Consider the following 14,794-nt stretch of genomic DNA (forward strand, 5'->3'; position numbering starts at 1 on the left):
GGATCAGAGGGCAGGTGCAGGGGGTTGGTTTCCGACCTTTTGTGTATAACCTTGCCTGCCGTCTTGGCCTGAAGGGTACCGTTGCCAACTCTGCTTCAGGGGTGGAGATCTTTGCAGAGGGACCGGCCTCTGATCTGCTGTTGTTCCAGCAGCTGCTTGAGCAGGAACAACCTCCAATGTCGCTGATTGAAGCAGTTCAGGCGGAACCTGCGGCGCCGCAACACCTCTCCGGTTTTCGCATTGTTGCAAGCCGCCAGGGCGATCTGCAGGTGGCGGCAACCCCTGATGCTGCCGTCTGCCCGGATTGCTTAGATGAACTGTTTGATGCGGGTGACCGGCGCTATCTTTATCCCTTTATTAACTGCACTAACTGTGGCCCGCGCTACAGTATTATCCGGGCGCTGCCCTACGATCGTCATCAGACGACCATGTCTGAGTTTGCGCTCTGTCCTGCCTGTCAGCGTGAATATTCTAATCCTGCCGACCGTCGCTTCCATGCTCAGCCCAATGCCTGTTCGGTCTGTGGCCCCCACCTGAGTTTTGTTGCGGGGACGGGAGAACCTCAACAGGGGGATCCGCTGGCCGCCGCAGTGGCGCTGATTCAGCAGGGGATGATTGTTGCCGTTAAAGGGATTGGCGGATTTCATCTGGTGTGCGATGCACGCAACCCGGCGGCCGTTCAACGACTGCGTCAGCGTAAGAGTCGCCCGGTTAAGCCGTTTGCTGTGATGGGGCTGAATCCGCAGTCGCTGACGTCGATAGTGTCGCTGAATGTCATACGGGAACAACGATTGCAGGCCCAGGATGCGCCGGTTTTACTCTGTCCTTCAGTGGATGAGTTGCCTGAGGGCATTGCTCCTGGTCTGGCCTGGTGTGGTGTAATGCTGCCCCATACCCCGTTGCACTATCTTCTGTTACACCGCTTATGTGGTAGTCCTGCCGGAACCGACTGGCTCCGCCAACCTCAGACTCCGCTGTTGGTGATGACCAGCGGTAACCGTAGCGGCAACCCGCTGGTGACCGATAATCAGCAGGCGGTTACTCAGTTGCAGGGGATCGCCGATGGTTTTCTGCTGCATAACCGGGATATTCATATCCGTTGTGATGACTCCGTGGTGAATGGGTTGTCGGATCTGATGCCGCTGATTCGCCGGGGCAGGGGGCTGGCCCCACAGGTGATTCGCTTACCACAGAGTGGTCCGGCGACCCTGGCGGTTGGTGCGTTTTTTAAGAATACCCTCTGTCTGACGCAGGGGAATCGGGCTTACGTATCCCAGTATATTGGTGATCTGGATAACCCGGACTGTTGTCAGTCGCTGACCCAGATGACCGGGCACCTGACTTCATTGTTGGGCATTCAGCCTGAGCAGGTGGTCTGCGATCTGCATCCCGATTTTTATAGCAGCCGGTTTGCCCGGGAATATGCGCAGCAGAACGATATCCCTCTGTATCGGGTTCAGCATCATCATGCGCATCTCGCCTCGGTCATGGCCGAACAGAATATCAGTGAAGAGGTGCTGGGTCTGGCGCTGGATGGTCTTGGGCTGGGGCCTGATCAGCAGTTATGGGGAGGTGAACTGCTGCAAGTGGATGGACATCGCTATAGCCGCCTGGGTCATCTGCCTCAACTGGCACTGCCCGGTGGTGACCGCGCATCAATCGAGCCCTGGCGTTCCGCTGCGGCTGTTTTGCATCGGTTAGGGCGTGGCGATGAGATTTCGGCCCGCTTCTCTCAACCCGCCGCGATCACTGTTAAACAGATGCTGGATCAGGGCTTTAACTGCCCGCAAACCAGTAGTACAGGTCGATTGTTTGATGCGGTCGCATCCCTGTTAGGTATCTGTCATAGCAACAGTTTTGAGGCGGATGCGGCGATGCAGCTTGAGGCCAGTGCCTGCCGTTATCTGCAACGTTCTGATCATCCGCAGCTGGATTTGCTGATCGACTTCAGTGAGTCCGGCCAGCCAATGCTGAATCGACTGCTACAGTGTATTGCGGATACTGAAGACCCTGAATGGGGTGCCGCGCTGTTTCACTGTCAGCTGATTGAGGGGCTGAGTCGCTGGGTTATCACTCAGAGTCGGAGGGTTAATATCAGCACTGTGGTACTGGGGGGCGGCTGTTTCCTCAATCAGATACTGTTACAGGGGCTCACAGAAAATTTACAGCAGGCGGGGATAACCGTCTATAGTGCTGCAAAACTACCCTGCAATGATGCGGGGATCAGTCTTGGCCAGGCACAGATAGCACATCTGCTGGCCCGGCAAAATAACAACGATAAACAACCGGTAAAGGGGTTATCCCAATGTGTTTAGCAATACCCGTAGAGGTGGTTGAAATACTCGATAGTGACACCGCGATTGCCGATATCGGAGGCGTTCGTAAAGAGATCAATGTGGCGCTGATCGAGGATCTGACGGTCGGTGATTATGTGATTCTGCATGTGGGCTATGCTCTGAATAAGATCGATCCGGAAGAGGCTCGTAAAACACTGGAACTGTTCGCTGAACTGGGCGAGCTGCAAGCGGCAATCAACGATAATCAGCAGGTGCTCCCATGAAGTATGTTGATGAATACCGGGATGGCAAACTGGCGCGGGAGATCGCCGAACGTATCCGTAACGAAGCGTTGCCGTCACGGCAATACAACCTGATGGAGTTCTGTGGGGGGCATACCCACGCCATTTTTCGCTACGGTATTCCCGATCTGCTGCCGGATAATGTCAACATGATTCACGGGCCGGGTTGTCCTGTGTGTGTCCTGCCGATCAGCCGTCTGGACACTGCGATCGAGCTGGCGGTCGCCCATGACGTTATTCTCTGTTCCTATGGCGATATGATGCGGGTGCCTGGTTCGCGCAAGCGCAGTCTGCTGAAAGCGCGGGCAGAAGGGGCTGATGTGCGGATGGTCTACTCCTCTATGGATGCGCTTAAGCTGGCACAGGATAATCCCGATCGGGAGGTGGTGTTCTTTGCCATCGGATTTGAAACTACCACCCCGCCCACAGCACTGGTGATTCATCAGGCGAAAAAGCTGGGGGTGAAGAATTTCAGTGTGTTTTGTAACCATGTGCTCACCCCGGCAGCGATCAGCAGTATTCTTGATTCCCCTGAAGCGGGAGAACTTGGGCTGCTTAAACTGGATGGCTTTGTTGGCCCGGCCCATGTCAGCACCGTGATTGGCAGCCAGCCCTATGAGCGTTTTGCTGTCGAATACAGTAAACCGATTGTCATTGCCGGCTTTGAACCGCTGGATCTGCTGCAGGCGATTCTGATGCTGATCCGCCAGGTGAATGAGGGCCGGGCAGAGGTTGAGAATGAGTTCTCCCGTGCCGTGACACGGCAGGGTAATGAGCGCGCTAAACAGATTGTCGATGAAACCTTTGAAGAGCGGGATAGCTTCGAATGGCGAGGTCTGGGTTTTGTCCCCCGTAGCGCGCTGCAGATCAGAGCAGAGTTTGCCGGGTTCGATGCGGAAAAACGTTTTCCGGTGGAATATCGCAGTTCAGCGGAAAACTCTGCCTGTCTGTGCGGACCAATTTTACACGGAGTGAAATCCCCGCGGGATTGCACGCTGTTTGGTGGGGCCTGTACGCCGGAAAATCCGCTGGGGCCCTGTATGGTCTCCAGTGAGGGCGCCTGTGCGGCCTATTATAGCTACGGCCGGCATCAGGAATCGCTGATCGCCAAAGAGCATGCCTGATCAAAATGAAACATCGCGACAAGTAATACAAGTGGCTCAGAGATAAGGGTTTATACATAATGACCAAGCGAACTGAATACAGCCATGCGCTGGACCTGCAGAATGGCCGGGTAGAGATGGCCCACGGCAGCGGGGGTAAAGCGATGGCACAGCTGATTGATGAGCTGTTTCTGCAGGCGTTTTCCAACCCCTGGCTGGAGCAGATGAACGATCAGGCCTGTTTTACCCTGCCGCCGGGACGTGTGGTGATGGCCACCGACAGCCATGTGATCTCGCCGCTGTTTTTTCCCGGAGGGGATATCGGTTCGTTGTCAGTACATGGCACGGTTAACGATGTGGCGATGTCCGGTGCGGTACCAAAGTACCTCTCCGCGGGCTTTATTCTGGAAGAGGGGTTCCCGCTGGCAGATCTGCAACGCATTGTACAATCCATGGCTCGGGCCGCAGAGGAGGCCGGTGTCGCTATCGTCACCGGTGACACCAAAGTGGTGGAACGGGGCAAAGGGGATGGCTGCTTTATCAACACCACCGGCATCGGTGTGCTGGTGGAACAGCTGAATCTTTCCGGTAACCGGGTGCAACCGGGGGATAAGATTATCCTCTCCGGCACCCTGGGGGATCACGGGGTTGCCATTATGTCTCTGCGCGAAGGCTTAACCTTTGAAACCACTATAGCGTCTGACAGTCAGTCCCTGCATGATCTGGTAGCCGCAATGGTGGCCGAAGTACCAGAGATTAACTGTATGCGGGATCCCACCCGGGGCGGACTGGCCGCAACCCTGAATGAGATCGCCCAGAGCAGCCATGTCGGGGTTACCATCTACGAAGCAACTATACCGGTTAAACCTCAGGTCAGTGCCGCCTGTGAGTTTCTCGGGCTGGATCCGCTCTATGTGGCTAATGAGGGCAAACTGGTAGCGTTTTGTCCGGCTGATAAAGCGGAGCAACTGCTGGCCGTGATGCGGAAACATTCGAAAGGGCAAGAGGCTGCGATTATTGGTGAAGTGACCGCAGATCCGTTGAAGTTTGTGCAGATGGAAACGGTGTTTGGTGGACGGCGGATGGTGGATTGGATTTCGGCCGAGCAACTCCCCCGCATCTGCTGAGCGGGTGTAGGGGATCACCATGCTGCGTTTACGCTCGCTCGTGTAAGAGAGCTACACGTCGCTCGCTAGGCCTTGCCTGATGCTCCCCTACACTCGCTCAGTTTTGGGAATGTCTATGCTGCGTTTACGCTCGCTCGTGTAAGAAGAGCTACACGTCGCTTGCCAGGCCTTGCCTGATGCTCCCCTACACTCGCTCAGTTCTTCGAATACTGGGGAGCACCATGTGCTTTTACGCTCGCTGGTGTAAGAAGAGCTACACGTCGCTTGCCAGGCCTTGCCTGGTGCACCCCTACACCCGCTCAGGGATTCGAATACTTTTGGAAACGTCATTCATTTTGTTGGCAGGAATCAATGATCTTATAAGTCTGATATTCTTGCTAAACTGATGTGTTGTTTAACGGCAGTTATGAATAGTGAGGACGTTTGATGAAACTGATCATACTGATGGTTGCGCTGCTTATTGTTGGTTTGCTGACTATTCAGCAGATGGCACCGAAAGCCGTTGCACCTGATGCATCAGCCGACCTCAACTCCACGCATACAGCCCCGGATGTTCCAGAAGTGCCTACCCGTCCCGATGAAGTTAAGCAGTTTGGCAAAGAGATGAGCGATTATATTCAGAGCGAAGCGGCAAAAAGGGCGGCAGCGTTGGAAGAGGCGCAGAAGCAATAATTTCTTAGCCTTTAGTGGTTGTTCCTTTTCTTCGCAGGTTCTCTTATTTGTTGGTGACGGTCTTGTTAATTTCTGCAGCATTAGTATGTAATGAACCTCAAGAGGATGAGCTGGTCTCTGTATTGGCGTAGTTAACATGGATATGGATAAGTGGGTGAAGGAGTGACGTTAAAGATCAGATTAACAGGGTTTATACGGGTTCCTGAGCCGGATCTTGATGCCGTCATCCGGGAGCTGGTAAATCATCGAAAACTGACGCTGGATGAGCCGGGTTGTCTTCGATTCGAGGTGACTCAGTGTCAGACTAATCCCTGTCGCTTCGTTGTTTTTGAAGAGTTTTCTGATCGCGCCGCATTTCAGGCACACCAGGCACGAACCCGATCTTCTTACTGGGCTCAGGTGACAGCAAACGCTGAACGGAACTATCAGATAAAAACTGTCAGGTAAAAACTATCAGGTAGAAATGATCAGTAGAACTCTCAAGTACGAACTCTCAAGTACGAATTCTTAATTACGAGCTGTGAAATAATCGATTAAACGGAGTAAAACCCGGCTATAGTGATGCGGTTGTTATCAGATGCTACTCTTGGCTCTGCTAAACTTCCGTTATAGAACGAAATCCCGGATGATCCGGTTTCTATGTTGATCTGTATAACTAAGCATTAAATAATATCTATAGGTAACGATTATGATTCAAGTGGGTGATAAAATTCCGGCTGTCAGTGTCAGCACTATTTTTGCTGGTGAAACGTCTGCCGTGAGCACGGATCAGCTTTTTGCTGATAAGAAAGTGGTCTTGTTTGCCTTGCCTGGTGCGTTTACGCCGACCTGCTCTGCATCGCATCTGCCGGGTTATATCGTTCATGCGGATGATATCTTCAGCAAAGGCGTCGATCTGATCGCCTGTCTTTCGGTGAATGATGCATTTGTTATGAAGGCGTGGGCTGAAACGCAGAATGCTGAGCAGATTACCATGATTGCGGATGGTGGTGCTGATCTGACTAAGGCGATGGGGCTGGATATGGACAGCGGCTCATTTGGAGGTATCCGCTCACGGCGTTACTCAATGATTATTGAAGATGGTGTAGTGACCGCTCTCAATGTCGAGGAACCAAAAACCTTTGAAGTGAGTAGCGCTGAAGCGATGCTTGAGCTGCTCTGATACAATCCGTTTCATTTAAGTCAGTGAGTAATGTGGGACACCTATGCAAGATGTAATTGATGCGCTGCGTGATGCTAATATCGACGTAGTAACGCCTCTGGAACTGCCGGATTTTGACGATATTGTCGCGGCGGAAGAGGAGATCTGTGTACCGCTTTATCCGGATTTTAAAGAGTTTCTGCTGACGGTCAGTGATGTTATCTGCGGTTCTATCGAACCGGTGACCGTGGCCGACCCCTCTTCGCATACCCATCTGCCTGAAGTCGCTGCGTATGCCTGGTCGATTGGCCTGTCCCGCGAGCAAACCCCGATCTGTGCCCATGATGGTGGTTTTTATGCGGTCACCATTGAAGGCTCTGTGGTTTACTGGACGCCGGAGAGTGGTGAAGTTGAGGAGTGGACCACTGTGTGGGAGTGGGCCAGAGAGGTCTGGCTGGTCAGTTAATGCATCAGATGATTATAACGGCTCAGATGAGCCGTTTTTTTTAAGCTGTTTTGAGGGCCAGCTCTCGTTGCTCACCGGCCTTGAGTATCAGAATCATTCCCGCCCCCAACACTGAGATCGCAGCGGCAATATAGAGGGAGTCAGCATAACTGCCACCCTGGTCGGCGATAATCCCGGCGATGGCGGGGGCTCCGATCTGAGCGATACCGTAGAGTAGTGTCAGTCTGCCCATCAGTTTTGCCGGTTTGGTGGGGTAGAAACGACCCGCCATCGCCAGCACCAGACTGACGATCGCGATAAAGCTGCCGCCATAGAGGACTGCGCTGATGAGTACGACCCAGAGGGTATCGTTCAGGGCGGGCAGTATGATGCCGATAATCTGAATCAGAAAAGCGATCAGCAGGGTATTTAACTCTCCCAGTCGGCGGGCAACTCTGTCCCACAGAATCACCGCAGGGGTCGCACTCAGACCGACAAAGACCCAGACAATCTGGCCATCACCCTGCAGAGCAGGCTGCGCTTCAACGATTGCCACCAGAAAAGTGGCGCTGATCACATAGGCATAACCGGCACAAAAATACATGATACCCAGCAGTATAAACCAGCGCCGGCTGGGAGGGTTGTCCTGCAACCGCTGACCGGCAGTGGTCTGATGGCTGGTATCCGGACGGGGCAACCAGCGCCAGGCGGGGATAGCAATCAGAGACCCCAGCACGCCGACGGCCAGCCACTGTTCTCTCCAGTCGAGGTGACCGATCATCAGTTCGGCTGCTAAACCACTGACAATGATACCCAGCCCGGCTCCTGCATAGTGAATACCCAGTTCAGGTCGGTGGCCGTGACGCAACAGCCAGTTCATAATCAGCCCGGCACTGATCAGCATGCCACTGGCACTGCTTAGTCCCGAGAAAAATCGCAATACTCCCCAGAGCCAGATGTTATTGGTCAGAGCCATGCCGAGGGTGGTAATCACCGCTATTATCAGACCTGCACGGTAGAAGGTATCTTTGATTTTCAGGTTACCAACGGTGGCAGCCAGCAGGGCGCCACACATATAGCCGATATAATTAATGGTGGCCAGATAGCCTCCGCCCAGGTCGCTCAAACCGGCTTCTGCCTGCATCGCGGGTAGCAGGGTGGTATAGCAGAAGCGGGCGATACCGATGGTAAGAATCAGGCCGAGCAGACCGGAGCCCAGTACTTTGAGATGTTGCCTGTTTGCAGTTGTATCCATAGAACTCAGACTGTTTTTATGTTTTTTGTAAGTGTATGTATTAATATTATTCGTTACTAATGAATTATTAAGAACCATATGTTCTTTAATAAAGAATGATTTGTTTGCTTATATTGCATCTGTTGACGGTTGTATGGAGATAAGGTTGGAACTGATAGCACTGAAAACCTTTGAAAAGGTAGCGAAAGAGGGCGGCATACTGGCTGCGGCGAAGCAACTGAATACAGTGCAGTCTAATGTCACTACACGGATTCAGCGGCTGGAAGAGGAGTTAGGTACTAAACTGTTTTCCCGCAAGGGGCGTGGGCTTGAATTAACCCGCCCGGGTATGATTCTTCTCGAGTATGCCGAACAGATTCTTCAACTGGAGCGGCAAGCAGGTGTCGCTGTCAGGCTGGCGGATAAAGGTGCTGCTGAGATTAAAATTGGTGCCATGGAAACATTTACGGCAACCCACCTGCCACAGCTGTTGGGGGCATTGAGAGAGAGCTGCCCAAAACTTAAACCACAGGTCACGGCTGCAACGACCGCGGAGCTGCTTCGGGCAGTATTGGAGCATCATATTGATTGTGCCTTTGTGGCGGGGCCGATAGATCATCCTGATCTGGTCACTATTGATGTCATGACTCAGGAGTTGGTATTAGTGAAACCCGGGAGCGTGGCTCCGGCGGATAATCTGGTACTGTTCCGGGAAGGCTGTGTCTATCGACAAAAAGCGTTGCAGTGGTCACGGAACCATCAGAATAACGGTTACGGTCTGAGTGAGCTGGGCACACTTGAGGGGATTCTCGGCTGTGTGGCTCAGGGGCTGGGGGTGACACTGATGCCCCGCAATGTGGTCGAGCTATCGATCTATCGTGATAACCTGGAGTTTGAACCCCTGCCTGATGATGTATCTCTAGTGCCGACCCAGTTTATCCGCCACCGCAGCACCCCAGCGTTGAACGTGATCGAGGCACTGTTTGACTCGTTACGCTGGCTGCCAAACCGGGATAAGGCTATTTAAGACTGATCCCATGAGTTATAGCTGATTGGCTTTGCGGTAGTTGCCCTGATAATCAAAGATGCGCTCCTGTACCCGCCAGAACTTTCCGGCTTTACGGGCGACAACAAAGTCTGGGGCGGTAAACAGATGGGATACCGCTAACACCTCCTCAACCGAGTTGAACTGACGTGGCTGTAAACTCTGGCCAAAGCGTCGTCCGAACAGGTCGTTAAACCGTTTTCGCTGCTTGCTATTATGCATATCAAACAGCTCACTCAGCTCTTCGCCCTGTTCATCGTGATAGATGACTCTGAGTCTGCTGTTTGATTCGCTTAACGAGATACCGGCGCAGCGGATAACCATGGCATCTTTCAGCTTAAGAGCTGCTTTGAGCTGATCATCGGGGTCGATGATGGCGTGACCGCACTGATGACAGTGGCGGGCGGCAATGTCGTTTTCCGCATTGCACTGGGGGCATTCCTTAAAGCGGAAACGATAGTCGCATTGTGACTTTTTATCCTGAGACGGGGTGCTGTCTACACCCTCAATGGTACCCTGACAGCGTCGGCCGAAGTGTTCGAGAATATTGCCCTCCTCATCTGTCTTGCCCCAGAAAATATTGGCAAATTCACAGACCGGACAGAACACCTGTACCGGCACACTGCTGCTATCCGGTTTTGGCTGCCCCACTTCGGGCGAGTACAGATCGAAGCCGTTACCCGCATAATCCATCACCAGGCAGTCCTGTTTGCCCTCAGCCAGCCTGAGTCCCCGACCCACGATCTGTTGAAACAGAGAGACGGACTGGGTGGGCCTGAGCAGGGCGATAAAATCCACATGGGGGGCATCGAAACCGGTGGTCAGCACCGCGACATTGACCAGATATTTTATCTGCCTTGTTTTAAAGCGACTGATTAGTTGGTCCCGTTCTGTATGTGCCGTATCTCCGGTGATCAGCGCCGTTTCCTTTTCCGGAAGGTAGCTGCATATCTCATGGGCATGCCTGACGGTTGCGGCGAACACCATGACCCCGCAGCGTTCTGCTGCCAGTTCCACGATCTGTTCACAGATCGCCCGGGTTACCCGTGGATGACGGACCAGTAACTGGTTCACCTCTGCCTCTGCATAGTGGCCAAAACGGTTGGCATTGAGGGCTGAAAAATCATATTGAGTGATCGGCGCATCGACCATTTTGGGAGGGGTGAGGAAGCCCCGTTTGATCATGTATTGCAGAGGGAGCTCATAGATGCAGTGCTCAAAGGGGCGTGACTCGCTGCTGCGGCAGAAGCCGCGATAGTGATAGCGATAGATCCAGCCCATCCCCATGCGGTAGGGTGTTGCGGTTAAACCCAGCAGCTTCAGCCGGGGGTTATACTCCCTCAGTTGCGCGAAAATCTGTTGATACTGGCTGTTTTCGTCGTCGCTGATCCGGTGGCATTCATCGATAATCACCAGTGAGTGTTCGGTGGCGAAATCCCTGAGGTTGCGGGCGACTGACTGCACGCTGGCAAAGGTGACCTGATAATGACTCTGTTTCTGCTTTAAGCCTGCAGAATAGATGCCGCCTTCAAGTCCGTAGTTCAGGTATTTGTTGTGATTCTGCTCAACCAGCTCTTTGACATGGGCCAGCACCAGAATTTTTCGCCGTGCCAGGCGTGCCAGTTCAGCGATAACCAGGCTTTTACCTGCGCCGGTTGGCAGAACGATGACGGCCGGCTCATCGCTATTGCGAAAATGGTTCAGGGTTGCTGCTACCGCATCCCGCTGATAATCACGCAGCTGAAAACTATTGGCCATAAAAATAACCAGATGTGCGTTCAGAATTGATGAGCAGTTGATCTGCATGACAGGGTAGAGGCATACGACTATTTTAGCGTGGAAATGGCTGATTTAAACGGGATTTTTGTCCGTTATTGTGAGATATTTCTGCTTATAGAAAGCAGGCGTTGCGCATTTTTGTCGATGGGTGATCGAATTGCGTCTATTCTGAAATAATATTTATTCAATGCAGTGTCTATGACAAAAGAGGAAATGGAAATGGATCTATCTTTTATCGATGTTTATGTGTTGCCCTGGGCTATAAATATCGCGTTGGCGGCGGCTATCTTTATCGTCGGTCGAATGGTCGCAAAGGTATTGGTGAACCTGCTGGGTAAAGCGCTCCGCAAAAGTAAAATGGAGGAGATTCTGGTCAACTTTATCTCTTCGATTGCCAATATCCTGCTGCTGTTAGTGGTGATTGTGGCCTCACTGGACCAGTTGGGGGTTGATACGACCTCGCTGATCGCTCTGGTGGGTGCTGCCGGTCTGGCGGTTGGTCTGGCACTGCAGGGCTCTTTGCAGAATTTTGCCGCAGGCGTAATGCTGATTGTTTTCCGTCCCTTCAAAGAGGGGGATTTTATCGAAGCGGCGGGTGTTGCCGGTGTTGTTGAGCACATCAGTATTTTCAATACCATTATGCGTACCGGCGATAACAAAGAGGTCATAGTACCGAATGGCAATATCTACAGCGGGGTTATCACTAACTATTCTGCCCGTGACACCCGTCGTGTAGATATGGTTTTTGGCATTGGCTATGGCGATGATCTGAAGAAAGCCAAAGCATTGCTGGAAGAGATTGTGACCAGTGATGAACGGGTCCTGCAGGACCCGGCACCGGTGATTGCCGTGTCTGAACTGGCGGATAGCAGCGTTAACTTCGTGGTGCGTCCATGGGTAAAGTCTGCTGATTTCTGGGCAGTGAAGTTCGATACTACTGAAAGCGTGAAACTGCGCTTTGATGAGGAAGGGATCTCTATTCCGTTCCCACAGATGGATATTCATCAGTACAAGCACGACAGCGAGTAGTTCTGACTGCTTTCGAAACAGCCGCATATGCGGCTGTTTTTTCCTACTCTTTAAGCGGTTTCTCTGCCGGGTCTAACGGTTTTTCAATCAGCAGGCTATTTTCTAACTGTATTCTGAGGGTTTCATTTTCCTGCCGTACCTTTTGGGTTTCAAGGCGGGAACGGAAGATCTCCTGATAACGGAGCTCAAGGCGGGCTTCCAGATCTTCAATCTGCTTGTTCAGCATTTTGATCGTCTGCTCATTTTTTTTGATCTTATTTTGCAAGTTATTGATCAGGCCATAGCTCTGGCTACCTGCTTCAGCCTCATTCAGGTTCTCATTCGCGGGCATTCGCTGCTGATTAAGTTCAACCACCAGATGGCTATAGAGTGCCTTCAGGTCGGTGGCCTCACGGGTGTTATAACGAATACTGCTCTCCATCGCTTTATGGGCACTGGCCGCGCCAATTGAACCGGCGAGTATGTGCTCCAGCATACGATGGAACTCGAGCAACTCGATAATGGCGATATGGCTCTTACCTGTGACTTGCAGGTCTTCGGTGATTTGTAGCAGGGCGGCTTTAGTCTTGTCTTTGTTGAGATAACTTTCCAGCAGAGTTTGTGCTTCGTTAAGTTTGTCATCCAGAGGGATGTAACGGTCCAGCCCTGTGGGACGGGCTCTCTGAGAGGGGGCGGGTTTCATTGAGCAGAGAAACTCGGTGGAAAGGTTTCGCTCTGCTTTGTGTGGATTGTATAGCAGTGAGCCGAAGATGTAGAAACCGATATTAACCAGCAGGGTCCAGAATACACTGTGGGGGATGGAACCGATCTCATCAAAGCCAAACAGCGCTTCAGGTCGCAGCAGGGCAAAGCCAAACAGTCCTTCATCGAGAATCGTTTCAGGAAACCATCCATGGCTGACAAAGGCCGGAATCATCAGGGTATAGATCCACATCAGGAATCCAGCAAGCAAACCAGCCAGTGCTCCGGCGCTATTTCCCCTGCTCCAGAACAGGCCACCCAAAAGAGCTGGAGAGAACTGAAGCACCGCAACAAATGAGATCAGGCCGATCGCCACCAGAATATAGGAATCGGTGAACTCGATGGCAAAGCCGTAGCTGCCCAGCAGAATCATCGCCGCCAGCAGCCAGCGAATCTGTAGCAGAAAGGGTTTAATGAAGCGGCAGGCAGGCACTCTTTCCAGTACCGGAAGAATCAGATGGTTGGAGGCCATTGTGGAGAGAGTCATCGTGGTGACGATGATCATTCCTGTGGCGGCAGAAAAACCACCGATAAATGCCAGCAATGTGAGGGCGTTATTACCCGCCAGTTGTGGCAGTAACAACACATAGTAGTCGGCGGACTCCTGTGGCAACCCCATCAGAAGCCCCCCGGCGGCAATCGGTACCACAAACAGATTGATCAGAACCATATACAGTGGCAATACCCAGATCGCGGTTTTAATGTGTTTGTGATCTGCATTTTCCACCACTGCAACATGAAACATGCGGGGCAGGTTCTGGATGGCAGCGAAGCTGAGCACGATCAGTGTCAGCCACATAATACCGGAGTTAGAGGTGCCGCTGACCTGAATCACCCGTTCGAATCCCTGGTCAAACAGACGTTCGGTAATATCATCGAAACCATTAAACAGGCCGAAGCTGACAAACAGCCCGATGGTGATAAAGGCAACCAGTTTCACCAGACACTCCACTGCCAGGGCGGTCATAATCCCCTGATGTCGTTCGGTGGGATCTAAACGGCGCATACCAAACATGATGGTAAAGGCGATCATGAACAGTGTGATCAGTAAGCCGGATAACCCCCAGCCCATGGTGGAGCTTTCATGGTCGGTAATCAATTGAAAGGAGGCGACTACGGCTTTCAGCTGCAGGGCAATATAGGGCAGAACCCCGAACAGGGCGATCAGGGTGACCAGCGCGGCAATGGTTTCGGAACGGTTATAGCGGGTGGAGATAAAGTCGGCGATACTGGTGATGCGAAAAACCTCTTTGGCAAACACCATGCGTCGCAGGGTGACCCACCAGAACGCAATGCCCAGCATCGCGCCAAGGTAAACGCCGAGAAACTGCAGGCCAGAGCTGGCGGCAAAGCCGACACTGCCATAAAAGGTCCAGGAGGTATGGTAGACCGCCAGCGAGAGGCAGTAAACCCAGGGACTTTTAAAGCTCTCCCTGCGGGTCTCGCTACGTCTTTCAACTAATTGTGCGATACCGAAAAGTACCGCCATATACAAAGTCACGGTGAGAATTACAGTAAGAGAGCTAAACATCCTGATCCTTACTTCAACGGCTTAGTTTGTAAATCAGACAGTTAAGCTATAGCTGGCTTCGCTTCTCAGGTCAATTAAAGGTTACCCAAAAACTTATTCCGGCGGTGTTGAAGAGGTTTCCTGGTCTACTTTATTTGCACTGCAACATGCAGGCGGTACCGGGTCATACCCTCCGGGATGGCCAGGATGGCATTTGCCGAGGCGTTTAATACCCAGCCAGCAGCCTTTGATCACGCCATGGGTTTCGATCGCTTCAAGGGTATACGCTGAGCAGGTTGGATAAAACCGGCAATTAGGCCCCAGAAACGGGCTTATCAGGTATTGGTAGGTGCGGATCAGGAAGATAAAGCAGCGTCGTAGAATCATCGT

14 protein-coding genes are annotated in these 14,794 nt (G+C 52.4%); 10 read left to right on the forward strand and 4 right to left on the reverse strand.

Translation table 11 applies throughout. From position 1 onward, the window contains the following. The first annotated feature begins 2 nt into the window (after nucleotides 1–2). The 8 genes from hypF (at nucleotide 3) to OCU43_RS07445 (ending at nucleotide 7,087) form a co-directional block, all read left to right on the forward strand. The gene (gene hypF / locus OCU43_RS07410; RefSeq protein ID WP_261833007.1) at nucleotides 3–2,315 is read left to right on the forward strand and encodes a carbamoyltransferase HypF; all 2,313 of its coding nucleotides are present in this window, start codon (nucleotides 3–5) and stop codon (nucleotides 2,313–2,315) included. Continuing rightward, nucleotides 2,306–2,560, forward strand: coding sequence for a HypC/HybG/HupF family hydrogenase formation chaperone (locus OCU43_RS07415; RefSeq protein ID WP_091352915.1), 255 nt, complete (start codon nucleotides 2,306–2,308; stop codon nucleotides 2,558–2,560). The genes hypF and OCU43_RS07415 overlap by 10 nt, the downstream gene beginning before the upstream one ends. Next, a complete protein-coding gene (hypD, locus tag OCU43_RS07420; protein WP_091352918.1) occupies nucleotides 2,557–3,702 on the forward strand; it encodes a hydrogenase formation protein HypD in 1,146 nt (381 codons plus the stop codon). Before OCU43_RS07415 ends, hypD begins: the two co-directional genes overlap by 4 nt. A gap of 59 nt (nucleotides 3,703–3,761) precedes the next feature. Next, the gene (hypE, locus tag OCU43_RS07425; protein ID WP_091352921.1) at nucleotides 3,762–4,808 is read left to right on the forward strand and encodes a hydrogenase expression/formation protein HypE; all 1,047 of its coding nucleotides are present in this window, start codon (nucleotides 3,762–3,764) and stop codon (nucleotides 4,806–4,808) included. A gap of 426 nt (nucleotides 4,809–5,234) precedes the next feature. After that, on the forward strand, nucleotides 5,235–5,480 hold the full coding sequence (locus tag OCU43_RS07430) for a hypothetical protein (RefSeq protein WP_091352924.1): 246 nt from the start codon (nucleotides 5,235–5,237) through the stop codon (nucleotides 5,478–5,480). 162 nt (nucleotides 5,481–5,642) lie between these two features. Then, nucleotides 5,643–5,927: a putative quinol monooxygenase gene (locus OCU43_RS07435; protein WP_091353884.1), complete on the forward strand. Its 285-nt coding sequence runs from the start codon at nucleotides 5,643–5,645 to the stop codon at nucleotides 5,925–5,927. A 241-nt stretch (nucleotides 5,928–6,168) separates the two neighbouring features. After that, nucleotides 6,169–6,642, forward strand: coding sequence for a peroxiredoxin (locus OCU43_RS07440; RefSeq protein WP_091352927.1), 474 nt, complete (start codon nucleotides 6,169–6,171; stop codon nucleotides 6,640–6,642). 43 nt (nucleotides 6,643–6,685) lie between these two features. Then, nucleotides 6,686–7,087: an SMI1/KNR4 family protein gene (locus OCU43_RS07445; protein ID WP_091352929.1), complete on the forward strand. Its 402-nt coding sequence runs from the start codon at nucleotides 6,686–6,688 to the stop codon at nucleotides 7,085–7,087. 40 nt (nucleotides 7,088–7,127) lie between these two features. On the opposite strand, the gene OCU43_RS07450 is transcribed toward OCU43_RS07445, so the two are convergent. Next, the gene (locus OCU43_RS07450) at nucleotides 7,128–8,321 is read right to left on the reverse strand and encodes a YbfB/YjiJ family MFS transporter (protein ID WP_091353887.1); all 1,194 of its coding nucleotides are present in this window, start codon (nucleotides 8,319–8,321) and stop codon (nucleotides 7,128–7,130) included. A gap of 145 nt (nucleotides 8,322–8,466) precedes the next feature. On the opposite strand from OCU43_RS07450, the gene OCU43_RS07455 reads away from it, so the two are divergent. Continuing rightward, the gene (locus OCU43_RS07455; RefSeq protein WP_091352932.1) at nucleotides 8,467–9,327 is read left to right on the forward strand and encodes a LysR family transcriptional regulator; all 861 of its coding nucleotides are present in this window, start codon (nucleotides 8,467–8,469) and stop codon (nucleotides 9,325–9,327) included. A gap of 15 nt (nucleotides 9,328–9,342) precedes the next feature. Here OCU43_RS07455 and radD read toward each other — a convergent pair whose 3' ends face one another. Next, on the reverse strand, nucleotides 9,343–11,103 hold the full coding sequence (gene radD / locus OCU43_RS07460) for a DNA repair helicase RadD (RefSeq protein WP_091353890.1): 1,761 nt from the start codon (nucleotides 11,101–11,103) through the stop codon (nucleotides 9,343–9,345). Nucleotides 11,104–11,343: 240 nt separating this feature from the next. Here radD and OCU43_RS07465 point away from each other — a divergent pair, with 240 nt between their 5' ends. Beyond that, a complete protein-coding gene (locus tag OCU43_RS07465) occupies nucleotides 11,344–12,153 on the forward strand; it encodes a mechanosensitive ion channel family protein (RefSeq protein WP_091352934.1) in 810 nt (269 codons plus the stop codon). A gap of 43 nt (nucleotides 12,154–12,196) precedes the next feature. Here the strand turns inward: OCU43_RS07465 and OCU43_RS07470 are convergent, their stop codons facing one another. Continuing rightward, nucleotides 12,197–14,425, reverse strand: coding sequence for a sodium:solute symporter family protein (locus OCU43_RS07470; RefSeq protein WP_091352937.1), 2,229 nt, complete (start codon nucleotides 14,423–14,425; stop codon nucleotides 12,197–12,199). Nucleotides 14,426–14,518: 93 nt separating this feature from the next. Further along, entirely contained in the window at nucleotides 14,519–14,791 is a 273-nt protein-coding gene (gene yidD / locus OCU43_RS07475; protein ID WP_091352940.1) for a membrane protein insertion efficiency factor YidD, read from the reverse strand. Nucleotides 14,792–14,794 lie beyond the last annotated feature (3 nt).

It is taken from the genome of Amphritea atlantica, assembly GCF_024347255.1.
Taxonomy (GTDB): domain Bacteria; phylum Pseudomonadota; class Gammaproteobacteria; order Pseudomonadales; family Balneatricaceae; genus Amphritea; species Amphritea atlantica.